Raw genomic sequence first — 26,859 nt, forward strand, 5'->3', positions numbered from 1 at the left:
TCATGATGTATTCTAAAAAAATCCTGCTTGTTTCCGGCATGGTTTATCTGGCTTTTGTAATTTATGGCAGCCTGGTGCCGCTTGATTACAGGCCGATTCCCAGCGATGTGGCCTGGGCGCGAATCCGTCAGATCCGTTACCTGCCGCTCGGCATTGCCTCCCGTGCCGATTGGGTGGCCAATATTCTGCTTTTTATTCCGCTGACATTTTGCTGGACGGGTATTGTATGGCACCGGTCCAACCTGATCCTGAAAATCATCGGCTCTGCGATTGTCTGGCTGGTCAGTGTTGCGTTGTGCCTGGCCATCGAATTCACCCAGTTGTACTTTCCCCCGCGCACAGTCTCGGTCAATGATATTCTGGCCGAAAGCTTAGGGGGCGTGATAGGCATAATGCTGTGGTGGATGGCCGGAGAGCGCCTGATGAACTGGTTGAACCAATGGCATCTGGCCCGGGATGAAAGCAGCCGGCTTAAGCGTATTCTTCAGGCCTATGTCGTGCTGCTTTTCATTTATAACGTCATGCCCCTGGACCTGACCATCAGTCCCGTAGAGCTTTATCATAAATGGCGTGAAGGTCGGGTTGTGTTGATTCCGTTCGGGTTTCAGGTCGCCGACGCCTTTCAGCTGACATACAACCTGTTGACCGATGTGCTGATCTGGGTGCCTGTCGCCCTGTTGTTCGTATTGGACGAGCCCAATCGCAGGCTGCAGGCGTTCGTCTGGACGCTGCTGTGCGCCTTGCTGATCGAATTGGCGCAGCTGTTCGTCTACAGCCGGATCACCGACATCACGGATCTGATTACCGCCTCGGTCGGAGCGGGCGCGGGCATATGGCTGGGCACACGGCTGAATAAAATGTTCAAACCTGAAAAGATGGCGCATACACGGGTTTACGCGCAGCCGGTGCCGTATCTGTTCTATGGCTGCGCCGGATTTATAGTCTGGAGCATTTTATTGACCGTCATGTTCTGGTATCCGTTTGATTTTCGGATCGAGCGTGATTATGTGTCTGTGCGCCTGGCGCGTTTTTGGGACGTTCCTTTTACCGCCTATTATTACAGCACCGAGTTTCGAGCCCTTACCGAACTGTGTAAAAAAATTGTTTTTTTTATGCCGTTGGGCGGGATGGTTTCGGTTATCGCTCAGGCGGCACGCCATGAGCGGGTGGGGCTATTGCTTAAATGGGTGGGGTTTGTGTCGATTGCGGCTGTTGCGACCGGAATCGAACTGGGACAAATAGCGTTGCCGGGCAGGTCGCCGAACAATACCGATATTGTCATAGAAATCATTGGCGCTTTGTTGGGTTATCGGCTTTGGGAATTCGTCCGCGGCCGTATCAGGCGGCCCGCTGGCTGGCAAGCGCCGGGCAGGTCGTTCAGGTAGTTTATCGGCATTTTTCATGATGACTTGTGTGATGGTTGCGGAAAACGCCGAATAATCGATTGTTATGTATTAACCATGGAGCCGTTGTTATGAAAGTATTAATGCATGGTTTATTGAGAAATTTAAATTTTAAATGGCTTTTAGTGCTACTGCCTTTCATGGCGGATATCGGCCGTGCCGATCAGGTATTGGCCAATACCCTGGAAAAGATAAAACCGGGAATCGTGGCAGTGGGCACATACATGCCCAAACGCAATCCCAGGGCGGTTTTTTTTGGGACAGGGTTCGCCGTGGGCGACGGTAGCGTGATTGTGACTAATGCCCATGTGATACCGCCGAAACTGGATGCCGAGCACCTGGAACAGTTAGCGGTTTTTTTCCGCCGGGGCGGTGCCAGTAAAGCGGTGCTTGCCAGAGAACTGGCGTTAGATAAGGACCATGACCTGGCCATTTTAAAATTATCCGAAGGTCAGCTGCCGCCGGTCAAATTAGGTGACGTTTCATCGGTGCGGGAAGGGCAGCTTTATGCGTTTACCGGCTATCCCATCGGTATGATCCTGGGGCTTTATCCCGTGACGCATCGCGGCATCATTTCCGCCATCAGTCCGGTCGTTATTCCGATGCTGAAGTCGGAACAGTTGAATGCCAAGCTGCTCAAGCGGTTAAAGGAGCCGTATGATGTATTTCAATTGGATGCGACGGCTTATCCCGGAAACAGCGGCAGCCCGCTATACGATATTGATACGGGAGAGGTTATCGGCGTCATCAATAAAGTCTTTGTCCAGGAGAGCAAAGAAAATGTCTTGTCGAAGCCTAGCGGCATTACGTACGCCATTCCCGTGAATTATGTTGAAATTCTTATGAAAAGCAAAGTAATGAATTGAGTTATGGCTGGCTTTGTGTATGTGATTGAAATATTTAAATTTTCTTTCACGTCCTCAAAAGCGGAATCTTTTAAAAGTTCTTCCATCTAAATTTTTGCAGAGTAAAAGTTTTACTTTAAAAGCTTATGCTAATTTTCATGATGCAAGCCTGTGGAAACCGCTAAATACCGTTAGCCGCTCGCTTGGCTTTAGATAATCATGAAAACGATTTCTCAGGATTAATGAATTTGCGCCAGGCTGTGCCAGCCATCCGGTTAAGCCGACAGTCGATCCGGATGCGCGATGGGCTGGAGGCGGCGCTTTTTCATGCAGCACTTTTTATAACGCTGAGCAGATGGTTCGCGAAGTGGTTAACATCAATAAAAAACGACAATTCATCATAAGGCATTGGGATTGTGCGAAACATCAGTGTTTATCACAGCCGATTAATTATGATTGAAATACTTCCAGGACATTGTCGCCAAATTTCCACCAGAACTTGCTTAACATTGATAGGTAACTTGCAACATGTAACAGTGAAACAAACTTTAAATAGAAAAAACAAGGGGACAATATGATTCGCATTTTTCATCATCATATATCCAGAGCGTATCTCTCGCTGCTTGTGATTGAAGTATGTGTATTTTTTACCTCAATGTATTTCGGAAGTAATGTTCATTTTTTAAATACTGAATCCTGGGATACGGAACAGGATCTTACCGAGGCCAGTATTATCTTTTCGGGCTTGTTGACCCTGTCTTGCTCGGGCCTTGGCTTATATAGAAGAAGCTTAAGCTGGGATGACTACAATTTGATGGCTCGTACATGCATCAGTTTTATTATTGCGATTTTTGCAGTGGTTACGCTTTATTTTTTGGTGCCTGAGATTTTGACGTCACGAAATATACTGATATATGCCTTGGTTTTTGCCTTTACCGGCATGATGATTACGCGGTTTTTATTTTACCGGTTCGCAAATATTGAACGGCTTCAAAAAAGGGTGCTGGTTATCGGCAGCGGTAAAAAAGCCCATAGCTTGATATCGCTTAATGAATCCTTTATCCATAAAGGTTTTATTATCGTCGGATTTATCGCACTGGATGACGAAGTGCCGGCCGTGGATCAGTCGATGATAATCTCTCCGGACAAAGGCATTAATCAGGTGGCCGAGGAGTTTAGAGTGGATGAAATTGTCATCGCATTGGATGACAAACGCCGGGTCATGCCGGTTGACGATCTTCTGGATTGTAAAATGTCCGGTTTGACCATTATGGATATGATGGCTTTTTATGAACGTGAGAAAGGCATAATTTCCCTGGAGGACGTCTACCCAAGTTGGCTGGTGTTTTCAGACGGCTTTGCAAAAAGCGGTTTAAGGGCGTTAGGGAAGAGGTGCTTTGACCTGTCGGCAAGCTTGTTATTATTGGTGGTGTCCTGGCCTATTATGGTGCTGACGGCTTTGGCGATAATGCTGGAGAGCGGCTTTCGGGCGCCCGTGCTTTATCGACAGGTTCGGGTCGGGGAAAAAAACAAAAATTTCAATGTGCTCAAATTCAGGAGCATGAGCGTTGACGCGGAAAAAAACGGCGCGCAATGGGCGCGGCAACAGGATAGTCGGGTAACGCGGGTCGGTGGTTTCATCAGAAAATACCGGATAGATGAATTACCGCAGATATTCAACGTACTAAAAGGCCAGATGAGTTTTGTCGGTCCAAGGCCCGAACGGCCAGAGTTCGTTAAGGATTTTAACGAAAGGATCCCTTATTACCGGGAGCGACACCGCGTAAAGCCCGGAATCACCGGTTGGGCGCAATTGTGCTATCCCTATGGCGCGGATGAATACGATACAATTCAGAAACTGCAATACGACCTGTACTACGTTAAAAACTACAGCTTGTTTTTGGATATATCCATTATGATAAACACAGTCGAAGTGGTTTTATGGGGCAAAGGCGCAAGATAGGCCGATACAACAGAAACTGGCAAAACCTGCCGCCCCCTTGGCCAGCCCTTTAATTATTGCGCTCATCGAAAGCTATTACCGCTATTAATAATGCCGATTTAAGGCATGGATCATTCATGGATTTTTTATCCGTGCGGGAGCATTTTATTGAATTAGGACAGTTCGCAATCTGTCTTTTATGGAAAATAAAGCCGCTTAGATGATAGGTTAGTTTCATTTAACCGGATGACACCGATGCCGAGCATTGACAAAGTAATTGGAAAGGCAGATATCATGCTTGAAACAAGAAAAAATATAATGAGATATAGCCAGTTAATAGCGATATTTGTAGTTATCATCATTATTAATTTTTTCGAGTTAACGCTGCTGAATTATAAATATGATTTGTTTACAGGGGGCTTTCTACAACCTTATTCATATAAAACGTTTTCCGACCGTTTAGTATTTATTACCACCGCTCTGTGGTTTGATTTTGCCTTGTTTGGGCTCGCGGCGGGATTATGGTTTTATATAGCCAATAAGCTAAAAAAAAATAAATTACTGATCGCCTATAATTTTATTATTACCAGTTTATTACTGATGGGAATCTGGCTTAATTTTAAGTTTAAGGTTCTTTCCTATTTTAACGATACTTTAAACCTCACCTTAATCAGGCATTTGGGCGGAGGCAGCATAACGAAGGCGGTGTTTTATGCCAGTGATGAACTGGCCTTGTATATAGGAATAATCACCGTTGTCATAGCCGCGTTTATTTTTAGCATGAAAATGCTAAATAAAAGCAGTTTTATGATCGAATTGCCCAGCCAACATACCTCGCAAGCTGATAATCGCGCACTGCTGGCTTTGATTGCCGTGCTGACCCCTCTGCTGACTTTCATTGTGTCCAATGCCGATGCGTTAAGGTATGGATTGAGCAAAAAAACCTCTTATGCGCTCATTAGCCAAGGGTTGGATAAACTATCGGATATCGATTTCGACGGCTTCGGTATTTTTTCCTATCCGAAGGACAATGCGGTGTTTAATGCCGATATTTATCCCGGGGCGCTGGATATTCCGGGCAATGGGATTGATGAAGACGGTTTTCTGGGGGATGCGGTGCAGGCTGTCCGGCAGCAGGATGGATTAGCCGAAATAGCACCGCAAAAAGGCAAGCACATTGTTCTGATCGTATTGGAGAGCGCGCGGGCCGATTTGCTGGAAAAGAAAATTGACGGTGATTACATAGCCCCCACGTTAAGGACTATAGCCGACCGTGGCTCGGCCATAAAATACGCCTATAGCCATACAGGCTATACCACGACTTCCATAAGAGCGATTTTTAACAGAAGCTTGGTTAGGGATCACGCCAGAATAACATTGATTGATTTTCTTCAGTCCGCAGGCTACCAGCTCTCGATTATATCCGGACAGGATGAGTCTTTTGGCAATGTAGCGTCAGACGTGGGCATGAAAAACGAAGGGATTTATTACTTTGATGCCCGGACCGCAATCGATGATCGGGTTTTCCCCAGCAAGGAACAGGGGAGTTTGCGTCTTAGCGAGGAGCGCGTTATAGAACAGTTTCAGTCACACATGAATGAGCTGGATTTTAGCCAGCCCCAATTCATCTATCTGAATATACAGGCGGCGCATTTCCCTTATACGCATCCCAAAATGAAAAAACGGCTTACCGACAAGTTAATCCCACGATCTGAAATCAATATAGAAAACAGGGACTGGCTTGCAATCACTTACTGGAATGCGATAGCCAGTGCCGATTGGGCGGTCAAACAGGTCCTGGATGCGTTTAAGGACAGAAAGCTGCTTGATAATGTCACTTTCATGATCCTGGGCGATCATGGCGAATCCTTGTTTGAGGATGAGTTTCTCGGGCACGGCCATGCGATCAATGATTCGCAGACAAAAATACCATTAATAATCAATGATTCCCATGTTTTCGCCGATCAGGCAATAGGACAAGTGGATGTCGCGGAAATCGTAATCCGCTCCGCGCTCGGGTTAACGAATGCATGGGCCGATAACGGCAAGCCGGTCTTTCAAATAGTCGGAACGTTATCCCAGCCTTTGTTGATCGCGCATATAAAACAGGGCGGAGTGCGCACGGTATTTGATTTCCGTTCCGAGCAGGTTTTCCTGAGCGATTTACAATTATGGAAACCATATAAGGAAGCCTTGTTGGAGCCTGTCCATAAGTCAAGAGTGGAGTCTCTGATCAGGGAGTGGGAGGCGTTGCGCTGGCAGGAGGCGGAAAGTTTATAAACCTCGGCCTGGTGAATAGCGCGCGAAAATGAGGTTAATTATTCGCGAATTTTTCATGAGTGAAAAATCAGGCGCAGTCTTCGATCGATCCGGCTGAGAATAAAGGCAAAGAGCGTGGAAAAGAACAGACTGGCCAGGGCGGTCAGATTATCTATCCACCAGACGTTATACGTTTCGGCAAAGCTATGAAAGGGCGTTCTCAAAAAGCCATTGACCATGAATAAATGGAAGGAAAGATCGCCAAAGAAAATCAGCAGGGCAACCATGGCCGACTGTTGTAACCGGGAGTTGAATGCGGCTATGAAGACTATCAGGATTAAAACGGTGAAAGTCAGGTCGGAAATCAGCCAGGCATAGCTATTGACCATGGCCATCGCAAACAGAGCAAAAGACAGCACGACGTATATGGCGGGGATCTTTATGCTTTCCCGCGCGCCTACGTACACCCCCAGGCATATGACGGGGACATGGCCGAATATCATATAGTTTATATTCATGTCGTTGGCAATAAGGAACGGATTGAGAAGCCGCTCCAGACAGATGAAGGCGATACCGGTAAGAATAAGAAATTTAACGCGGAATTTTTGAAACAGTTTTAAAAAAAGCGGATAAAACAGATAAAACTGGAAAATAAAAGGTAAAAACCACCAGGGACCGACAGGCATCAAGGCCTGCCTGGGTATGAAATTCGATATCAATAACGCTTTCCAGAGCAGACTGTTCCAGTAAAACACTTTTTCATCCGACATGAATGCCGCCTTCACCAGGCCCAGGAGTATATAAATACTGAGGCAGAGCAAAAAAGACAGGTAAATCTTGAACAGCCTGCCTTTGAAGAAATCGCCAAAAACCAGCGGTTCTTTATTGTATTTCCTGGTCAAGCCGTAAGCGCTGAAAAAAATGAATATCTGGACGCCATAATGGCCAAAATAAGTGAATGTCGCCCGCAATAACTCAGCCGGATGGCTCTGAACGGTTTGATAAAATCTCCAGGAAGTCTGAGCCTGAAAGCTGAATTCATTTTCTCCGATAATGGGCGTCAGATTATGAAAAAAATTATGCAAGACGATTAAAAGAATGCCCACGCCCTTGAGTATCAGCGTCTGTTCCTTGGTAAAGTGGGGCGATTGTATTGTCCATTTATCTTCCAATAGGGCTTTCATACCGGTTTTAATGTCCGAAGTAAAAAACAATGCCAGCTCTATGTCATGTACTGGTTCAGTCTTCAAGCTTCGATGAAGAATTGTTTTCGAAGCTATCGATCGCCTCCGAGAGGATCATTGCCGCGTTGGTGCTGTTGAATGAGGCGCTCGGAGCGGTATCGGTGTCCGATACATAAAACAGCGTGATGGGGTTTCTGGCGCTAACGAGCAGGTTAAGTGAATCCATGAGCTGATGAGCAATGGGATCGTCAATAAACTTGCCATCGTATAAAAAAGCATAGGCAACAAAACCATAACCATTGCTGTTTCGTAGCAGGTTGACAGGTATGTCTCGTGTGCCTGTCAACACAACGCTTTTTTCCCTTCTGAGATCGCGGCCATATGACACCGCAAGCTCAGGATGGTGATAAAGACGTTTATGATCGTAAGAACGCGCCGCGAATAGCTGGACTTTATGCCCTTGTTTATCGGTATAAACACGCTCAATCCAGTCCTCGGTGCCAAAAACATCCATCCCCCAGCCGGGATTGCGAGTAGTTGGTTGCGAGGTAAAGTCATTAAGGACAAGGTCTATTTGAGCTACCGACTTGCCATCGTCCGTTTTCAATTCCAGATAGCTGTGAATAATGGTTGGAATAAGCGGCAGCACCAGAAGCAGCGCGACAATCGGGGCATAGCGTGAGGAAATCATTGCGGAGCCTCGGCAGAAATCGGGGGCTGTCCCAGCCAGAAAATAACGGGGAGCGCTATGGCAAATGTCAATAATCCTGACATTTCGTGCGCCGATGTTTCCAGAATATCAAGGCCAAACGCGTTAACGAGCAGGGTCAGCGCCAGAACTCTAACGACATTGACGCCAATGGCGAGCGGAACGGCAATCAGCAGCACCAGTATTTTTCTGAGCATGTCATGACAATAATAAGCGGTCATTATGGCAACCGTAACGGTGGCGTAGAGCGTGGAAAACCCGCTGCATGCATCCGCAACCTGCAGCGTGCCATGCTCCAATTCGATTAAGGTTTCCCTGGAATAAGCCGGTATTCCGAGTATATGCAACAGCCAGGTGGCGCTGTCAGTGGCGATATAACGGAGTATCAGGTGCAAGGATTCGGTGAAAACCAGGGGAATGGGCAAAGTCAGGAACAGCATTCCCAAAGGGAATAATATGGCGGCTGTTCTTTTGGTGCCTAAAAATAACAAGGAGAAGCCGGGCAGCGACAAAAAAAAGGCAACCGCCGACAGCAGTTGTGAATGAATGCCTGTATCCAGCATATGCAGGGTCAGCGTGGGGAATAGAACAGCGAATCCCCACGGGTTTGAACTACGTGGCAGATGGCTGCATTTCTGCAGTTCCCTATGGACGAGATAAAGCACAACCGCCGCAATAAGAAGGCTATGGCCATTATGCCAGACGCCCATTGTCCAGCGTTCCCAAAGCCATGCCAGTGTCGGGGCGTATAAAACAATCAATTGTAGGGAGACCAGCCAGAGTATCCATGAGTGCCTGGATTCCAAAGCGATATCACAATTGGCGCGGTGGGTGTTTAGAGTGTGACTGTTCATTGCTATTCTACCTGCTTTAAAGAGTTATCTAAAACCGGAAACCATCCGTATGGCGCATAGCGTTGGCAAGTCTTAATGCTTTATTTGGCAGGTATTCAGGAACGTAAATTTTATGATTCCCGTAACCGGCTTGCCTTTCCGTCCCTCTTCGGCGTTGCCTACAGGAATATAGGCAAGGGGCGTGAACACGACTGCATGGACAGGAGCAGAAAGCCAGCCTCAATCGCGGGTCCTGTTTCATTCCCTTTTCTTTTTTATTTTATGTCGCCTGATTTGACCAGTATTTTGAGCAAAAAATCAGCATTCGATAATTCCCAGGTTCAGCCTTCGCTGCCGCGTATCCCTTTGAATGTTGGTTATCAGTGTAAAATCATGACATTAGCTTTTAAATAAAAAGTATCGAGAAATGCTCGTTTACTGACTTGGATCAAGAAGAGTTCGGATACGTTTACCCCTGGCTTATTCATTAATCTGAATGTCGTATTTATCGAATAACGTGTACAGTGTCGGGCGCGTTACGCCGAGCAATTTGGCGGCATTTGAGATATTGTTATTGGCATAGGTTAGCGCTCTTTTGATCGCTGTCGTTTCCGCGGTTTCCCGCACCTCTCTTAAATTAAGCGGTATTAAATTGTCGCTATCCTGCTCCATTTCGAGATCTTCAAGCGTTACCGCTGGTCCATCCGCCATGATGACGGCCCGTTTGACCTTGTTTTCAAGTTCGCGGATATTTCCCGGCCATGGGTAAGATTCAATCGCATGGACAGCTTCCTTGCTGAAGCCTTTTAATTTCTTGCCGTTTAATTGGCTGTAACGGTTCAATAATGCGGTGGCGATTGTGATGGCATCGCCCTCACGTTCTCGCAGGGGCGGGATATTGATTGATATTTCACTGATTCGATAATATAAATCACTGCGGAATCTGCCTTCATCTATCAATGCTTGCAGGTTCTGATGCGTCGCGCAGATAATGCGCACATCGACCGGAATCTCTTTCCTTCCTCCAATGCGCTCTATAGTTCTTTCCTGCAGGAAGCGCAATAACTTGGCCTGTAATGAAAAAGGCAAATCGCCTATCTCATCAAGCAGGAAAGTGCCCTTATCGGCATATTCGATTTTGCCTTTTGTTTGCGTGACCGCGCCGGTGAACGCGCCTTTTTCGTAGCCAAAAAGTTCGCTTTCAAGCAGGTTTTCGGGAATGGCCGCGCAGTTTATCGCAATAAAAGGCTGATCGGCGCGGCTGCTTAAGCCATGGATGGCCTTGGCCAGTATTTCCTTGCCCGTACCGCTTTCGCCCAGTAATAAAATACTGGCACTGGTAGGCGCGGTCTTTTCTACTACCCGGGAAAGTTCCTGCATTTTGCGGCTGGAGGCGATGATGCCGGCCAAAGGTTCTTGTGTTTTTTGCCGCAGTTTTATGTATTCCTGCTCCAGTTGATTTAGATGGCAGGCCCTGTCGATGATCATGCGCAGCACGTCAATATCGATCGGTTTTTGGTAAAAATCATAAGCCCCCATTGCGACCGCGCGAACAGCATTCTCCCGGTCGTCGTTGCCGGTGACGACGATGACCTTGGTGGCGGGCGCGATGCTCAGTATTTCGTCAAGCGTGGCAAGCCCCGCGCTGGCGTTGGCCGGATCAGGGGGCAGACCCAGGTCAAGCGTTACTACACCCGGGTTATACCGCCGGATGGCTGCAATCGCTTCGTTCTGGTCACTGGCGATAACAGTCTGGTAGTTTTCAAAGCACCATTTCAGCTGTTTTTGCAATCCGGGATCATCTTCTACAATGAGTAAAACGTTATTGTTGTCCAACTTATCACCCTCTCTATTGGTATTAAGCAATCGCGAAATGCAGATCCAGGAATAATCAAAAAATAATTTCCGCCTCTTGCTCCTTTTCCAGCCCGGATGCCGAGCAGGAAGCAGGCAATGCAGGAGCGGTAAGCCATGCCTGGTGCGCGCCCTCCAGACGCAATGCATGTTCTGCATTGATTAACGCAGTGATCGCCGACAGGGCCGGGGAGAGGAACGTGAATTTTACAGTTCCCGCAACCGGCCTGGCTTTCCGTCCTATGTGTTGCGCAAACAGTTACCTCACCTTCCATGCGTCGTGAGCATGAACATAAATCCTGCCCCAATCGCGGGTTTTATTGCATTCCCGCTCCTACAATGCTCGGGTTATTTCATGCATGCTCCTCCGCATCAGCTTTTGAGTTCGCAAGGGGCAGCTTTATGGTGAAGGTTGTCCCCTTGCCGGGGGTACTGTCAACCAGGATTTGGCCGAAGTACTTTAAAATATAATCCCGCGCTTCATAGACGCCGATTCCCATGCCGGCATTGCCTTTTGTAGTGTCGAAAGGTTTAAACAATCGTTCGGCAATAAACTTTTTGTCCATTCCGATGCCATTGTCGATCACTTGCACAATAGCATGCCGCTCGTCGCTGGATAAATGCATTTTGACGTGTCCTTCGTCATCGGTCGCTTCCTGTGCATTTTGCACCAAATGCCCGAGAATCGCGGTCATTTTTTCTCTTTCTCCGAAGATACGACAGTCATGCACATCGGTCAATATTTCCAGGGCCGGTTTATTGCCGGCCTGCTGCAAGGCGACATCTTCCATGACTTCCGACAGATTAATTATGGTTTCCTGAGAGGGCGTTATAGGTCCTTTCCTGAATTGCCCAACCAAATGCTGCATTTTATTGACGACGTTTTCCAGCGTTTCTATGGAATCGTCGATAAACTCCGGATTGTGCTTATGCTTTTCAGCATTTTTGACAATCAGGGAAATTTGCGCCACCAAGTTCTTAAGGTCGTGAACGATATAGGCCGAAAGCCGGTTATAAGCTTCAAATTGCCTGGAGCGGGACAATTCGTCGCTGGCACGGTTTAGCGCCAAGGCATTGGTTAATTGCATGCCTACCGTTTTTAATAAATCGTGATCCTCCCAATTAAGCTGCCTGGGTACTCTGGCCTGAGTGAGCACCACAAAAGCCATCATTTCATTTTGGTGAAATAGCGGGATGATCAACCAGACATTTTTTTCTTCGGCATACCATTGAGACAGATCGACTTGGTCATACATTTCAGGATCATTGTCAAACTCAACAAAGTCGATGACCCATTGCTTGTTAATCAGGAATTGGATTAACGAATCGTCCCCAGCCAGTTGTTGTTGGGGTTCAAACCCCAGGTTTCTGTTTTCCGCCAGATAAAAATCGCCCTGCTGGTTTTTAAGCCATAAGCCGCCGCCGGAACTTTCCACCAGATTGGACATGGTATGGATAACAAATCCCGAGAATTCCTCGATAGACGTCAATCGAGCAATCGACTTACTCATTTTGATCCATTCATCCCGATAGTCGTAGCGATAGTGAAAAAAATGTTTATTAAAATAAATTTTGGCCAGGGCACGGGTTTTCCCCGAAACGAATAAAATCAATAGCAGCAGCACGGCTAAAAAAATGAAAACAATCTGGGCGAGTTCTCCCCAGCTACTACCGTAATCGCGGATATAAAAGCCTGCCTGGGCCATTAATATTAAATAGATTCCCGTCCCGAACAGCACGGTGGTATGAAACACGACTTTCCTGGGCGCGGTAATAGGGCTGACATTCCGGCTCAGCCGGGAAGTCGAAACAGCCAGCAGAGGGATTACCATGGCGTTAAGCATGCCTCTGGCATCCCAGAGCGAAGCATCCAGTCTTGCGAACAACAAAGACTTGCTGTAAATGAAAAAATCGATAGTAAATAACGAACCCAGGCCCAGACATAGAAATTTAACAGTCCAGCGCTGATCCTGAGTGGCATTTCGATAAAGCTGTTCAATCAGGATCAGGCCAATAATCGCAAATACGACATGCGCTAAAAGACGGGGGTCCATGTCCAGCACCGCGTTAACCTGATAGCGAAAATCCGCGGATGTTTCATGAATAAAAATAAATACAATCAGAAACAATATCGCATAGACCGGCCTGGACTTGGCAAACATTAAGTAATTTGCATTAACTCTTTGATTCAAAATAAGGATTGTTAAAAAAATGAACCAGGATACATTGCGCACGGTTTCAAATGACAACGTATCCGAAATAAATAATTGATCGTCTTGAATGCTGATCACGGTATAACCGCTCCATACCAATGAGCAGAAAACAGCGATGAGAAAAGGCAGGGCAAAAGGAATTTTTTTAATTCTAACAAGCGTTAAAAGCAATAAAAGAAAATAAGCCGCTGTCGCCGTCAAGTAACTGTAGAAACTGAAATTCTCAATTAGATTCATAGAGTTGTCTTCTTTAATTGAGCTGGCGCATTGGCTATGTCTTGTGCCTTTCGGATCGACTTTGCCGCCGGATACCATAGATAACACCGATGAGAAAAACAGGAAACAAGCCCCGCTTTATCCCGTCAGGCGCTGCCGTTGAGGCTGTTCCATCTTCATCACTAAGCGTTTTTACCTATTGACCTGACTATTGAAATCGGCGTTTTTAAGTTCTACTTAACATTAGTCGAATAAGCTTCAGTCCGCATGAACACTATAAATCAAAATCTAACTGCTTGGCTATCCGTTAAATGCATTGAACAATTATCCGGTTTTACCCAGCGCTTAACGGTTGGGTTTATTTGATTTAAAACATAAACTACCTCAAGAGAGAGATAAATCATGTTTGATGAACATTTTGAAGTTTTTTTGGCCGATACCCAGAAAAGCAAGGAAAAGCATTACGGAATCCGATACCAGGTTTATTGCGAGGAAATGGGCTTTGAAAGCAAGGATAATTTTGTCGCAGAGCAAGAGTATGATAAATGGGACGGGCATTCCGCTCATTTTATCGTCCGAGCTAAACATACGGGTCAATGGATTGCCGCCATGAGGATGGTTTTCAAGAACGAACAACCATTGCCCTTGGAAGAGCATTGTCTTATTAACAAACCGATCCACCATAACGTCTTTAATCATTCGGTTGAAATATCCAGATTATGTCTGATTAAGGAAATTAGAAGACGCAATACCGACTATGATCCGCCAATAGGCTTGGAAGATGAGCATAACGGCATTAAAAGAGCCGATAATGTCATTCCGTTTCAAAGTCGTAAAAATATCGAACGTCGCATAATTTGGGGATTATTTCGTGCAGCGGCAGAGTACAGCGCTGAAAATAATATCAAGAAATGGTATTTTTTATGCACTAACGCGCTAGCACGGGTTATTGCCAAAGAAGGTTTCAGCATGGAGCGTATAGGCGAACCCTGCAGTCTTAATGGAGAGCGCATACCGTTTGAAATAGGTTTAAGCGAAATACTTTCAAACTCAATCTGGCTCAATGATTTCAAGAAAGGCTACAGCCTTTATTCGGATATGGAAATATCAAAAACCAACAATAAACGAGTCAGATATCAGGTTTAGATAAATAATAAATTGACGTTATTATTTATCTAATTCTTTTGGCTACGCGCATGGTTTATATGCAAGCATGAATATAGACGTGTCGGATAGCATTCTATTGGAGGCTGAACCGGATAGCTCATCATAACTTTCAGCTCGCCGAAAGTTTTCTTTGCATGGGGCACTAAGCAGAGAGTCAGCTATTTATTGCAAGAAAGACTGATTTGCTTTTTACAAATCCGGATTTTTTTCAGAGTTAAAAATGATACTGTTGTACTTGATCAACCACATATTTCGTTAAGTTGGAGCAGGCAATACCATAATGCTGCGTAGCCAAAATTAACAAAGGGTATTTTTTGCAATCTGAAAACAGGCCATAGCCAATCATCTATTAAAATCAGTGACAGGTTCACTTTTTACGAAAATTGTACTGATATGTCGGACCAGGAAGTCCATGTCGGAATGATTGAAAGTTTTCGGAAAGGCATATTGTCAGTGACTCTAACACTATAATTTTTAGGGTTTTTTTAATACAAAGTGAAATTCCAGACACTTTGTGAACAAGTTTGTGCCTTTCCGGCGATTTTGACAGCATTGCTGTTATAGTCCCCGAGAGATATTGCAAATCTACTGATCTTTTCCCTTGTCCGCTCATTATTTTTACTAGAGTTTGCTGTCAACGTGAGGCCGTGCCTGTCTAATCCGCTTATATGGGTCAGGAATCCGAAAGAATGCTTAAATTTTTGAAGAAATTATCGAGTTGAATGTGAATTCTGATAAATATCCCGTCAATATTTTTGGGTATTCTTTGAGATTTTTTAAGCACGCGGTCTTGCATGATTTTTTGCAATGATGGCGATAAAGAGCCGAACCTAAGTATCAATCAGTTTCCGCGTAATCTATTTTAATCAATGTGTTATCGAAAGCATTCGAACATTTTCCCGGCAATGAGCCCCGAATAAGCTAAGGCTGGCTTTCAGCAATTCATGCCGAGTGATTTGCAATACGGCTTCGATAAATTATCCCTCATCTGTTGCTCCGCCATCACAGGCTTTATACGGAAACACTTCATCAATGATCATTTCAAAAACCGCACGATTTCATATTCTCAATCTAAATAAACGCTAAAAACGCGATCACTGTGGTGAATTAAATAGCGTTTACCGCAGTCTCTTGTGAGATTGGCGGACATCGAACTGGATGGCTGAGGTTTCTTTGAATCATGGCGCTATTTCTAACCATTGATGATGTTTACTTAACTCTATGAATAAACCATTCGATTACAATTTGGCATTCTCTAGAAACATCGGTTGGGTCACGGAAGCCGAGCAGGCGATTCTTCGCGCCAAGAGGATCGCTATCGCGGGCCTCGGCGGCGTTGGCGGCAGTCATCTGCTCACCTTGACGCGCTTGGGTGTTGGAAAATTTAACATTGCGGATTTCGATCGCTTTGAATTGGCCAATTTCAACCGGCAGGCAGGCGCGACCCTGTCTCATCTGGGGCAGCCTAAAGTTGATGTGCTGGCAGAAATGGCGCTGGACATCAATCCTACGCTCGATATCAAAAAATTCTCCGAGGGCGTCAATCAGGATAATGTGTCAGAGTTTTTAACGGATGCTGATGTGTATGTGGATGGCCTGGATTTTTTTGCCTTTGCCGCTCGTGAAAGGCTTTTTGCAGCCTGCGCGGAACTGGGTGTGCCGGCGGTCACTGCCGCGCCGTTGGGCATGGGGGCCGCTTTATTAAACTTTATGCCCGGAGATATGACTTTTGAAGAATACTTTCAACTAGAGGGCAAATCGGAAGCGGATAAAATTTTACATTTTCTGCTCGGTTTGTCGCCCGCCATGCTGCAAGTCGGCTATCTTGCCGATCGGAGCGGCGTGGATTTGATTAATCATAAAGGTCCTTCCACACCAATGGCTTGCGAGATCTGTGCCGGTTTTGCCGCAACTCAGGCGCTAAGGATTTTATTGCAACGGGGTAAAATTGTGGCGGCGCCATGGGGATTGCATTTTGATGCCTACCGGAACAAGCTGGCGAAAACCTGGCGTCCCTGGGGAAATCGAAACCCGCTGCAACGCCTGGGTTTAATGATAGCTAGGCAACAGCTTATGAAAATATCGAAAGAGACTAGTGCTTAGTCAGTCTTGTTATGACGAGTAAATTGCAGGTGCGAATTCTCTTGTGCCCTTTGAGGTATTCGTACTATTCGCATGGCATGAATGCTGTACGAATTTTACTCGTCATAAATACATTGACTGATTACTAGGAACCTGTCGGATTTAAAAAGCAAAAAAACGTAAGACATTGATTTTGAAAAATAAATTTTTTAACAGCTTTTTGTTAGGAAAATATTTTTCAAATTATTTCAATGTCTTACTAATCCTGATGAATCATAATCCGACAGTCTCCTAGGCTTTAATCCGGGCGGCTGCGTCATATTTGCCGATAAGCGCTCTCTGTAATTCCCCATATCCGCACAGGGCAGGGCATTAAGCGGTCATGCAACCCTCCAGAGTCATATAGATCCGAGACGGCAGGAACCTCATGGTTTGAATCAATAAGGTTCGCCGCTCTTGCCGTTGTCGTCTGTTTTCCTGCTTTATTTTTGACACAGAACAAGATAACAATTGCCGGAAACCGATTCGGACAGAATCTCAAAACCCGCATCAACAATTTTCTGACGAATATTTTCTTGCTCATAAGGCGTATACAGAATTCCCTTGCGGATACCCCAGGCATTGATGCGTTCCGCGATACGGTTCAATGGCCATGGTGTGCGCGGATAAAGCAATACGTTTGCCGCCAGCGTGCCTTTGGGCTTAAGTGTTCGATGTATATCGCGCAGTGCGCCATCGACATTGGGAAAGCAATGTACGGCATTGGCGATATTGGCCGTATCAAATGAATTGTCGGGGAAGGGAAGTTCCGCGGCATCCGCGTGCTCCAGGTTAATTGATGGATTACCGGAGAATCTTTTTCTGGCTCCCGCGAGCATGGATTCGGCATAGTCGATACCCGTAATATCGGAAGCGGGCATACGCTTCCATTTTCGCCAGCGCAGCAAAAGTTCAAGTAATGTGCCGGTGCCGCATGCGACTTCAAGATGTCGGGCGCCAAAGTTAGGTCCAAAAAATCGTAATTGAGAGCCCAGTGTACTGTTATAAGCGAAGGTAAGAATAAAAAAACCGCGGAGATCGTACCACCAGGGTTCGGATGAGTAAGCCGTCGCGATTTCATCGCGTGTTTTACCCGAGGATTGTTGCTGCTGTGTCATGAAAACTCCCGGACAGATGCATAAGATTTTGGGCTGAAATTATTAGCGCCATTCTAGGTAGGTTGGCTCTATTTTACAACGCTATCGATTTACAACGCTATCAATCCATTGCTCTGTCAGTGTTTTTTACACTGAAACGCTTTGGCGTCATGTGTTGATTTGTAATGCTTTGAAATTAAAAAGGAAATTATTGTGGCACATGAGTTGCTTTATGGTTCATGCAACCTAATGCGTTATAAACTTTTTAGGAGATTACAATGAAACTTTACAAAAATATGCTTGGCGCAGCTTTTTCACTGGGTGTGGCTATTGCTCCTGGTTTAGCAAACGCTCAGTTTGGTGACTTTGTTGTCGATGAAGGCAGTGTGCCTGATACGTCACCTAACACGTTCACTGCTGATAAAGTAAACGGTTCTTATCTGGAACAGTTGACGATTAATGCTGATAGCACTTTTTCCGCCGTGGGATATGCTACTTTTTCGGCGTTCCTGAGTAACGAAGGTTCACTTGTCGTGCCTTCACAAATTAATAATCTTGAACCTGCCGGGTATTTACTCCGTGCATCTTTCGAATCGACTGGAAGCTTCGATCCCGTCGCCGGTACATTTACAGGTGGTGAAGCCACTTTTAATTTATTCGCTGATCCCAATCAGGATTCGGATATCACGTTTGGCGCGACAGCCGCTGATGCTTTCTCTATAAGTAATACAGGCGACAATTATGGTATAGGCTTCGCAACGAATGCTATCACCCTGGAAGGGATTCCCGGCGTACCAGGCGCGTTTAACTTTATATGGGACGATTTCACGCTGACTGCCGATGGTCAAAATTATTTCATTTCTCCTGATCCTTTCTATGTACAGTTACAGGCAAATGGCGATTTTGATGTGGACAATTTCGGACCGGGCACTTTCGAAGTAACCGGCGATGTCAGTGCCGTGTTTGATGTTGAACCTATACCTGAACCTGCTTCCATGGCGATGCTTGGATTAGGCCTGCTGGGCTTTAGAGCAACTCGTCGCCGGGCTGTACGGGCCTGAACACCGTTGTTTGACAAGCTGATTTTATAGTGTATGGAAACCTTGCTTGGACGCATTCAAGCAAGGTTTTTTGATATTGAAATCGAAGAAAAACGACTCTTTGAAGTATCCGCACCTTCAGCGCATGTTGAAGGTCCCTCTATCTATACCGTCGTATCAGTAGAAGTCGCGGATCATGTGTTTTTAACAGGCTTTGATATCGCCTCATCCTGCGACGGCAATTGTTCCTGCCACGCCATGATCAAGTCCTCAGGCCTGTTCTTTAATGCTTCCTGTTTCTGGCTGTATAGCCTATCCGATAATCACTTTTAACAGCTTTGCCTGGTTTTAAGCGCTCCAGTGCTATGGCGGGCGCACATCAGCAGTTTTCCGTAACCGGTTTTTTTTCAATTGGTTTTTAATTGATTCAACAAATTAACAGCGGCTTCTTTCTCCGGAAATGGTTGCTCGGACTTTTTAATGTTTTCCAGTATTTCAATGGCCTGTTTATTATTGCCGTTAACAGAATATGCTTCAGCCAGATGAAATTGGATATCATTAGCCTGAGGCGCTGATGCGGCCGCTTTTTCAAGCAGGGCTAGTCCTTCCTGGTGCTGTCCCTGTTTAATCAAGATATAGCCATAAGTATCGGCAACCATCGCTGAACCGGGCGCCTTGTTGTAAGCGCTTTTGGCTAATTCCAGGGCTTGGGGCTTATGTTGCAGGGAATAGATACCGGCCAGATTGTTTAACGCAAGGGCATTATCGGGTTGATCAAGCAGTATCGCTTGATAATGCGTTTCAGCTTGTTCATAGTTTTGCCGCTGTAAATGGATAGCGGCCAGCTTAAAATGGATTGCATTATTCTCAGGATTTTTTTCCAATTCGCTGTTGAGAAATTGGAGAGCTCCGGCCGGATTATCCTGGACATTCATCAGATCGGCTATGATAAATAAAATCTTATTGTTCGGTGCGACTTGATAGACTTGCTGATAGGCGGCAAGGGCTTTATCAAGTTTTTTCTCCGCCAGATACACATCACCCTGCAACATTTTACCAATGGCCATGGCTGGGAACTGTCTGTTTATTCTGTCCACATTTTCCAAAGCTTCCCGGTAGCGTTTGAGTTTGGTTAAATAAGCGGTTCTAAAAATAAGGGCCTGCGGCTTGCTGGGATCTATCTCTGATGCCTCGTCCAATAATTTAAAGACTTCCTTTTCTTTATCAGGATGCTCGATAAATAACCGTGCAAGCAACAGCCGGTGGTTAATATCCTGTTTATCCAGGTTAACGAGTTGAAGCAGTGTCTGTTCGGCCGACTGTCTCTGTCCATTAATAAGCTGCGCGCCGGCCAGTGTGGAAAGCGCCATACTGTTATTTGGATAACGTCCCGCTATCTCCTGACCTAACGATAAAATTTTATCGGGTTGTTTATTGGCTGCATAAAATTTACTTAAATGCTTGATTACTTCTATTTCGGCCGCGACATTTCCTTTGGTCTTGTTAAGTGCGGTCAATAATATATTTTCTACTTCCCGGGGATTTTTCTCCTTATGGGCGATATCAGCCAGCACCAGATAAGCCTTGATTGATTTATTATTAATAGCTAAAGCTTTGTTTGAATACTCTTTGGCTTTGTTCAGATCGTCCGCATCTAAAGTCAGTTTGGCCAACCCAAGATAAGCGGTCAGATTGTCTGGATCCAGTTGGATTGCTTTTTGAAAGCTCTGTCGGGCTGAAGTGGTGTCTTTTTCCAGGATTTCCAGCAGGGCTTGTAAATTATAGAACTCCGGTTCGCGCGGGTTTTGTGCTAACAGCGCGGTGATTTCAGTCCTGGCATCCGCAAGCTTATTTTGTTTGAGCAGATCAAAGATCTCAAGATAGCTTTTTTTCTTGTTGCTGTTTTCATTCTGTTGCAAAGTTTCCAGAAATGAAGAAGAACTTTCCAATTCATCCGGCTGCACTCCAATTTGATCTAAATCATTAAAATTGCTTTGCTGATTTTCCGGAAGATCATAGATTGCAGCCATGGTGGAACTCGAAGTCAAAATGCTAATGGCTATTGCAATAAGACGGCGTTTTACTCTCAGGGTATTATTTTTCATGGGATAACCTTATTCATTGTAAATAATATTATCAACGTGTGGATTTGCCAGAGCATAATCCGGCCTATATGCGATTTGTTAAGCAATACAATACTAACGTCAAATATTGTCTGCCTAAAGCATTAATTACATTTTGATTTTATATTGAGGTCCAATACGTCTCTTCGATTTGCTCATAGATCCATTGGTATAAAATTTTCAATTCAGGATCCATCTTATTCATGGCGGACTGTGTTTTTTTAATGTAATAGGGGGCTCGAATCCCATGGTAGTCAATGGTTTTTCCTGCCTGCTGAAAAATGATGCCTGATCTTTTCAGCAATCTCGGAAGGAACGGCTCCATCATTGCAAATATGTTAGAGCGCCCGGTCATATCCGTCAGTGCCGTTGCTGCCAGAAAGCAGGAAACCGCGATCAGCGAAAATGTCCGTTTCTCATGATCAGAAAAATTCATAGCATCACCGAAACGGGTCAACGCTTCTCCCGAACGTCTGCGGAAAGTGCTGTCAACTGCCAGACGCGATATTTCGCAAATTGTTTCGCGATCTAAATTTAAGCTTTTAATAAATTCATGATCGAGGCTTTCAGAACAATATTTTTCAAATGGCAGCAAGGCTTCGCCTTTATTGCCGGTAGTCGGAACCAAGCGCACGCAACCGGCAGGGAGTCCGGTCATTTTATGGGTGATTAAACAGTGCAGAGACAGATCGTCAAATTCATCGTATTCCTGTTTATCCGGAAACCGGTCAGGGGACTCGTAGTGAAATTCATCACAATAAACATGGTATCTTATCGCGTAAACTTTACTTTTTATTAGAGGCGTATGAGCAAAATCCACAGTAAAGTATTTTTTAAAGCTTTCAACCAGTGTTTGATTTTTTTCCGACATAACACCGCCTATATCTCAAGTTATGTTTTTTTAGTGCCCCCCCGATGTGTTTCAGTACCATGGATCTTGGTCTTCATGCCAAGCGCCTGCTAGTTTGCCCAAACCAATCACGATTTCGATTATTTTTTTAAAACAAAAGCTTATTAGCACTTATTCAATCAAAGTCTGATTGGTTTTTTCTCAAATATCAGGATTATGTCCGCGGTAGCAGAGCGGAAATAATTTATCTGTAGTTCATACAGACAAGCGGCAATAAAAAAATATCCTTTTTCTTATATTTAACCGACATTCCGCAGCCAATTCAGCCACTACCGGAATAATATGAAACATGGAAATCACCTAATAATTTGCGAGGCGGCTCATACAAATCAAAGGGGGCGCCTGTATCGTGCGGATGCATTGTAGGGGCGGACCTACGTGTCCGCCCTGTTTCGGGTGCACAACAGGCTATCGGGGAACCGCAGGTCAAAGGCGAACCGTTGAGCAAGAGCGGACACACAGGTTCGCCCCTGCGTATTACGGTATCAGGGCAGCAATCCGTAGGAATTGCCAGATTAAAACGCCTGGGAATCAAGGAAAATGAACAGGCCGATTAACAATCGATACGGAAATAATTCTGAATGGATCAAATTTTGCCGCGGAATGTAGGATTTAATATCCGCTTTGTCTGGCTTGATGTAACTGTGGATGTTGTAGTTGTTATAGCGTTTTTATGGCATGAATTGTTCCATACGCTTATTGCCAGGCTGTCCATCAGTCTGTTATTAGCCGGAAATTGCCGATATTAAATGTCAGGAAATTAATTCAATGGCATCCGTGCCAATGCGAAGCAGACCCTATAAATAGAAAGTTTCAGGTTTTTTGAAAAATTAATCCGCATATTTGACGCTGATCCTTGTCTCTAGATCATCAATCAACTAGTATCCCTTTCTGTAAGTTAATTGATAACTTGACTCCTTATCCATGTCGCGACAAAAAAGCCAATGGAAAAAAGGGGGGAAGTGAAGGCGGATTGTTATAGTCAATATAATTTTAAGGATATAACTATGCTAAAAAATATGTCACTTTTTATCATCATCATGCTTACTTTTAATGGTTGCTCCCTGAATCGCTATAAGGAAGTCAAGGATACCGATTGGGTTGGGGTCAGTTATGATGCGGCAAATACGCTGCAGCAACAAATGAGCAGACCCTTACCGAAGAACTCTTTGATTGTTGTCAGCACATTGCTTAATGTAGATGACTTGAAACAGACTTCTTCCTTCGGCCGGATTGTCGCCAATCAGATTGCTTCAGCTTTTCATAACGCCGGCTATCGAATTATCGGTATGGAAATGCCGATAGACCTTTTCACCATGGAGGAAGGCGGTGCATTACATCTTACCGATGAAGTCAAAGCCATGCTGAGACAATATAATCCAGCTGCCTTAGTGGGAGGGGTATACGCCCCAGGCAAGAGAACCGGCTATGTTTCCCTGCGCATAGTCGACCTGAACGACAGAACCATTATATCGTCCACGGATCTGTCTATACCGATGGGTCCGGATGCCAAGCTTCTACTGGAGTCCAAGGAAGTCGGTTCCAATGACATAAAGACCAAGCAATCAGGAGAAGCGGGATCGGTAAATGAAACCGATATTGATCCGCAGGGAGGATTCTAGAGTCATAAGGGATTAATAAGTCCAGGTTAAATAGCCTGGATGTCGGCCAGTAATCGGGGCGGCGGGTGTGAGGCTGTCACAATAGTAAAATCGCCCCGGTAAAGCGTGGATTGGCCAATACCCATATCGGCGGACCAGCTTATTCAGGGTTTATACGCAGTTTATGACCATGGCGATTTTAGCCAGAAATTGTCGACTATGTGCCTGATTTCAAAAAACAAGGAAACTTTTCGAAGCATCAATATCTAAGGAACATGGACGTGTTTCAGTTTTTATAGATTATGTAACGACTCTTATCAGATGACACAAGGACATGGATTCATATGTGTGTCACCGTACAGACCAATTCCGGTCCTGTAGCTACAGTATTTTTAAGTTTACGGCGAAAGCGGTATTGTTCGCCTCTAAGCTGAGTCCCTGTTACGGGGAATTTCATTCTTTTTATTAACTATCAGGAGAATAGAGATGGCTTGGGATCAAATAGAAGGCAACTGGAAACAGTTTAAAGGAAAGGTGAAAGAAACCTGGGGTGAATTGACCGATGACGAACTCGATCAAGTCGCAGGCAAGCGGGATGTATTGCTAGGAAAGATCCAGGAGCGCTATGGCATTGAAAAAGACGAAGCGGAACGGCGACTCCGGGATTTTGAAGATCGCATCCATTAATCGTTGCATTTGTTTTCTCAGGAGAAAAGGCGCGGCTCGTCGAAATGAATTAGACACTTTGATAATAATGCTGATCCAGGTCTAGCGTTTTATCAAAAAGAGCCCCCTTTTCAGGGACATTATGGTCAAACTCATCCTGTAGCAGAAGCGCAGTCTCGCCCGAAGCTAACAGGGTGAGTTTAAGTTTGGCGTTTTTTTAATGTCTCGTCGCAATAGAGGCTGGAAGCTAGGGTCGGCAATGGCTTGCGCAGAAACAAGAAAGCCCGCGCATGGCTGCACAATTTTCAAGAATCCCTGCCTGCATGTATAGCCGGCTGCCGGATTATGTTCGGACCTGTTCGGTTGCCGCGGGTTGAGACCGATCATTGCATTGATCCTGATCTTTGTCAGCAGAATCCAGCCATGATTAGGAACTTGGGAATTAGGAGTGACCTTGACCAATTGGCAATTCATCAGTTGCAAATAGCCAAGACTTTTAACCACCACTTATTTAAGGAATACCCCATGAATATAAAAAACGACCAACGAACGATCCTTTCACATAGCGTATTTGTTGCTCTCTTATTATCTGCCTTCATCAGTTTAACCGGCTGCAAGGAAGAGGGGCCTGCTGAAGAGGCCGGCAGAAGGACTGATGAAGCCGCTGAAAGAACCAACGAAAGACTTGAGGAAATGACTGAACAAAGACAGGAAGCGATTGAGGAGAGGGAAGAATCCATGGGGAGCGAATCCGGGTCGGTTGAACAATACCTGGACGATTCAGCCATTACCGCCAAGGTTAAAGCGGAAATGGTAGCCGATCCCATACTCAGCGCCACCAAGATCGATGTCATCACCGAGAAAGGCGTGGTCAAACTGAGCGGCGTCGTTGATTCACAGCAAAGTGTTGACAGGGCGCTGGAAATTACCCGTGGGATTAACGGTGTGCAATCGGTGGAAAACAATCTGGTGGTTACACCGGTTCCGGAATAAAACGAGGTATTTCATGCGCTGTCTGATCAGTGTTTTTATTACCTTGCTTTGCCTTTCCGGCGCTGGCGCGGCGCCGGTAGAGGATGCCTATATTGCCGGATATGCCGCCAGCATACTTCAGCGGGAGTTCAAGCTGGGCAGCCAGTCATTAAGCGTCAAGAACGGCATCATCACGATTCATGCGGATGATTTAAAAAATACCGGCCGGGGCAAAGTCATGGATGCCTTGTCGAGTATTCCGGGCGTAGCCGGAGTTGAGATGGTTGAAGGAGGCGAGCGGCTGGCGTCAACTCCTGCCGAAACAGGCGTTCATGGTACGGTACGGACGGGCGGGGAGCTAGCGTTGCAGACCGGATTCTTGCCGACAGGCCATCTGTTTGAGCGGTTACTGGCCGACCCCCGCTGGCCCCACTTTTCAGCGTCATATCGTTATACGAGTGTCAGCGGCGATTTTGAGGACACTGTCAATATAGGATCAGTCAGCTTCGGTGAAACCATACCGTTTTATCGCGGAAACTTAAGCTTCGGACGGCGATTCGCGGGACAGTGGGAGGTCGGACTTCAAGGGGGCGTCTTCAGTGATTTCAACCTCGATGCGCCTTCATCGGATTTAATCAATAGCGATTTTTACGGAGCTTTGTATTCAAGCCTGCGTATCGGCAATTTCTCGGCTTTCAGCCGGCTCTTTCATCAAAGTTCCCATCTCGGCGACGAGTTTTTGCTACGGACCCGCATACAACGGGTAAATTTGAGTTTCGAAGGGATAGACTTGAAACTCTCTTATGAATTTCCTTACGGTATTCGCCTGTATGGCGGAGGCGGCGGCTTGGTTCATAAGGAGCCACGCTCGCTCAAGCCCTGGTCGGTGCAATACGGGATTGAGTTCAGGAGTCCATGGCACATGGATTTTGCCGCCTTGCGGCCGATTGCGGCGGTGGATCTTAAAAACTACGAAGAGAACGATTGGCAAACCGATGTATCGGCACGTGCCGGCGTTCAATTTGAAAACTTGCAAGTGATGGGACGGCATTTTCAGGTGCTTGTGGAGTATTTCAACGGACACTCTCCGAGTGGCCAGTTCTACAACGATAAAATCGAATACATCGGACTGGGTGCCCATTTTCACTTTTAAACGATAAGCGTTCAAAGAATTGCGCCTGATGCAGTGCGCTTTGTCCTTAAAATGTATTATTGGTTATACCAAGGAATTTATTCGGATCCGAATTCCAATATGCCTGGCCGGTTTCTTCATGGATGGCAATCATCCTGCTCATCCATAATGTAATCGTCATCAATTGACGGCCTTTTAGGAGAAATGGAAATGCTTGAAACTTTAGCGGTTGTCTTGATTATCCTTTGGTTGCTTGGCCTGGTGTCTTCATACACACTGGGCGGATTTATTCATATCCTTTTGGTTATCGCACTGATAGTGATCGTGGTTCGTATTATTCAAGGTCGAAGACCGATTTAGATACGGCAATATTTTTTAGCTTTGCCGGATAAGTTTTAATCTTGCTTCGATTCCGCTGATATTTTAGTGCGCTCACCACATTCCCCGGTATTTAAGTTCAAGGAGTTGGAGAAAATATTAAAGTTAATGAGTCTCAGAAGATAAATCGGCGAAACACCCAGGTAAGAAACAATCTCGAAGCGACTTGGATATTCCTCGACTCAGAATAAAGC

At 45.5% G+C, this 26,859-nt stretch carries 22 protein-coding genes; 14 read left to right on the plus strand and 8 right to left on the minus strand.

Going from position 1 to position 26,859, the window contains the following annotated elements:
* Window positions 1-2 precede the first annotated feature (2 nt).
* From METMA_RS25105 to METMA_RS0118830, 4 genes are all read left to right on the plus strand, one after another.
* Window positions 3-1,385 (plus strand): VanZ family protein, encoded by a 1,383-nt coding sequence (locus METMA_RS25105; RefSeq protein ID WP_051114371.1) that lies wholly within the window; start codon window positions 3-5, stop codon window positions 1,383-1,385.
* Between the two features lie 89 nt (window positions 1,386-1,474).
* Window positions 1,475-2,269 carry a S1 family peptidase gene (locus METMA_RS0118820; protein ID WP_020160662.1) on the plus strand — a complete coding sequence of 265 codons (795 nt, stop codon included), beginning with the start codon at window positions 1,475-1,477 and terminating at the stop codon, window positions 2,267-2,269.
* Between the two features lie 553 nt (window positions 2,270-2,822).
* Window positions 2,823-4,211: a TIGR03013 family XrtA/PEP-CTERM system glycosyltransferase gene (locus tag METMA_RS0118825; protein WP_020160663.1), complete on the plus strand. Its 1,389-nt coding sequence runs from the start codon at window positions 2,823-2,825 to the stop codon at window positions 4,209-4,211.
* 786 nt (window positions 4,212-4,997) lie between these two features.
* Complete coding sequence (locus METMA_RS0118830; RefSeq protein WP_232216387.1) at window positions 4,998-6,470, plus strand: sulfatase-like hydrolase/transferase; 1,473 nt, start codon at window positions 4,998-5,000, stop codon at window positions 6,468-6,470.
* A 53-nt stretch (window positions 6,471-6,523) separates the two neighbouring features.
* Here the strand turns inward: METMA_RS0118830 and METMA_RS0118835 are convergent, their stop codons facing one another.
* From METMA_RS0118835 to METMA_RS0118845, 3 genes are read right to left on the minus strand one after another with little or no spacing between them, the layout of a single operon-like run.
* The gene (locus tag METMA_RS0118835) at window positions 6,524-7,699 is read right to left on the minus strand and encodes an acyltransferase family protein (protein WP_156830560.1); all 1,176 of its coding nucleotides are present in this window, start codon (window positions 7,697-7,699) and stop codon (window positions 6,524-6,526) included.
* Window positions 7,689-8,324, minus strand: a complete 636-nt coding sequence (locus tag METMA_RS0118840) for a hypothetical protein (protein ID WP_020160666.1) — start codon at window positions 8,322-8,324, stop codon at window positions 7,689-7,691. Before METMA_RS0118840 ends, METMA_RS0118835 begins: the two co-directional genes overlap by 11 nt.
* Entirely contained in the window at window positions 8,321-9,196 is an 876-nt protein-coding gene (locus tag METMA_RS0118845) for an exosortase/archaeosortase family protein (protein ID WP_084254156.1), read from the minus strand. The genes METMA_RS0118840 and METMA_RS0118845 overlap by 4 nt, the downstream gene beginning before the upstream one ends.
* A 75-nt stretch (window positions 9,197-9,271) precedes the next feature.
* Between METMA_RS0118845 and METMA_RS27185 the strand changes: the two genes are divergently transcribed.
* The gene (locus tag METMA_RS27185) at window positions 9,272-9,589 is read left to right on the plus strand and encodes a hypothetical protein (RefSeq protein ID WP_020160668.1); all 318 of its coding nucleotides are present in this window, start codon (window positions 9,272-9,274) and stop codon (window positions 9,587-9,589) included.
* A 66-nt stretch (window positions 9,590-9,655) separates the two neighbouring features.
* On the opposite strand, the gene prsR is transcribed toward METMA_RS27185, so the two are convergent.
* The gene (prsR, locus tag METMA_RS0118855; RefSeq protein WP_027147457.1) at window positions 9,656-11,011 is read right to left on the minus strand and encodes a PEP-CTERM-box response regulator transcription factor; all 1,356 of its coding nucleotides are present in this window, start codon (window positions 11,009-11,011) and stop codon (window positions 9,656-9,658) included.
* A gap of 371 nt (window positions 11,012-11,382) precedes the next feature.
* Window positions 11,383-13,479, minus strand: a complete 2,097-nt coding sequence (gene prsK / locus METMA_RS0118860; protein WP_232216388.1) for an XrtA/PEP-CTERM system histidine kinase PrsK — start codon at window positions 13,477-13,479, stop codon at window positions 11,383-11,385.
* Between the two features lie 381 nt (window positions 13,480-13,860).
* Between prsK and METMA_RS0118865 the strand changes: the two genes are divergently transcribed.
* Together METMA_RS0118865 and METMA_RS0118870 are read left to right on the plus strand one after the other, a co-directional pair.
* A complete protein-coding gene (locus METMA_RS0118865; RefSeq protein WP_020160671.1) occupies window positions 13,861-14,604 on the plus strand; it encodes a PEP-CTERM/exosortase system-associated acyltransferase in 744 nt (247 codons plus the stop codon).
* 1,242 nt (window positions 14,605-15,846) lie between these two features.
* Window positions 15,847-16,728, plus strand: coding sequence for a ThiF family adenylyltransferase (locus METMA_RS0118870; protein WP_020160672.1), 882 nt, complete (start codon window positions 15,847-15,849; stop codon window positions 16,726-16,728).
* Window positions 16,729-17,189: 461 nt separating this feature from the next.
* Here the strand turns inward: METMA_RS0118870 and METMA_RS0118875 are convergent, their stop codons facing one another.
* Window positions 17,190-17,864 carry a class I SAM-dependent methyltransferase gene (locus METMA_RS0118875; RefSeq protein WP_020160673.1) on the minus strand — a complete coding sequence of 225 codons (675 nt, stop codon included), beginning with the start codon at window positions 17,862-17,864 and terminating at the stop codon, window positions 17,190-17,192.
* Window positions 17,865-18,121: 257 nt separating this feature from the next.
* Between METMA_RS0118875 and pepA the strand changes: the two genes are divergently transcribed.
* Window positions 18,122-18,904, plus strand: coding sequence for a flocculation-associated PEP-CTERM protein PepA (gene pepA, locus METMA_RS0118880; protein WP_020160674.1), 783 nt, complete (start codon window positions 18,122-18,124; stop codon window positions 18,902-18,904).
* Window positions 18,905-18,937: 33 nt separating this feature from the next.
* Window positions 18,938-19,216, plus strand: a complete 279-nt coding sequence (locus METMA_RS0118885; protein WP_020160675.1) for a hypothetical protein — start codon at window positions 18,938-18,940, stop codon at window positions 19,214-19,216.
* A gap of 74 nt (window positions 19,217-19,290) precedes the next feature.
* Here METMA_RS0118885 and METMA_RS0118890 read toward each other — a convergent pair whose 3' ends face one another.
* Together METMA_RS0118890 and METMA_RS0118895 are read right to left on the minus strand one after the other, a co-directional pair.
* Window positions 19,291-20,988: a tetratricopeptide repeat protein gene (locus METMA_RS0118890; protein WP_020160676.1), complete on the minus strand. Its 1,698-nt coding sequence runs from the start codon at window positions 20,986-20,988 to the stop codon at window positions 19,291-19,293.
* 139 nt (window positions 20,989-21,127) lie between these two features.
* A complete protein-coding gene (locus METMA_RS0118895) occupies window positions 21,128-21,877 on the minus strand; it encodes a PEP-CTERM/exosortase system-associated acyltransferase (protein WP_020160677.1) in 750 nt (249 codons plus the stop codon).
* Between the two features lie 1,046 nt (window positions 21,878-22,923).
* Between METMA_RS0118895 and METMA_RS25110 the strand changes: the two genes are divergently transcribed.
* The 5 genes from METMA_RS25110 (at window position 22,924) to METMA_RS27190 (ending at window position 26,647) form a co-directional block, all read left to right on the plus strand.
* The gene (locus METMA_RS25110) at window positions 22,924-23,538 is read left to right on the plus strand and encodes a FlgO family outer membrane protein (protein ID WP_156830561.1); all 615 of its coding nucleotides are present in this window, start codon (window positions 22,924-22,926) and stop codon (window positions 23,536-23,538) included.
* A gap of 465 nt (window positions 23,539-24,003) precedes the next feature.
* Entirely contained in the window at window positions 24,004-24,204 is a 201-nt protein-coding gene (locus tag METMA_RS0118910; protein ID WP_020160680.1) for a CsbD family protein, read from the plus strand.
* 504 nt (window positions 24,205-24,708) lie between these two features.
* A complete protein-coding gene (locus METMA_RS0118915; protein ID WP_020160681.1) occupies window positions 24,709-25,176 on the plus strand; it encodes a BON domain-containing protein in 468 nt (155 codons plus the stop codon).
* A 13-nt stretch (window positions 25,177-25,189) separates the two neighbouring features.
* Window positions 25,190-26,308, plus strand: a complete 1,119-nt coding sequence (locus METMA_RS0118920; RefSeq protein ID WP_020160682.1) for a DUF1207 domain-containing protein — start codon at window positions 25,190-25,192, stop codon at window positions 26,306-26,308.
* Between the two features lie 189 nt (window positions 26,309-26,497).
* Window positions 26,498-26,647 (plus strand): lmo0937 family membrane protein, encoded by a 150-nt coding sequence (locus METMA_RS27190; protein WP_152565177.1) that lies wholly within the window; start codon window positions 26,498-26,500, stop codon window positions 26,645-26,647.
* The last annotated feature ends 212 nt before the right edge of the window (window positions 26,648-26,859 follow it).

The sequence above is a fragment of the Methylobacter marinus A45 genome, from assembly GCF_000383855.1.
Lineage (GTDB): Bacteria > Pseudomonadota > Gammaproteobacteria > Methylococcales > Methylomonadaceae > Methylobacter > Methylobacter marinus.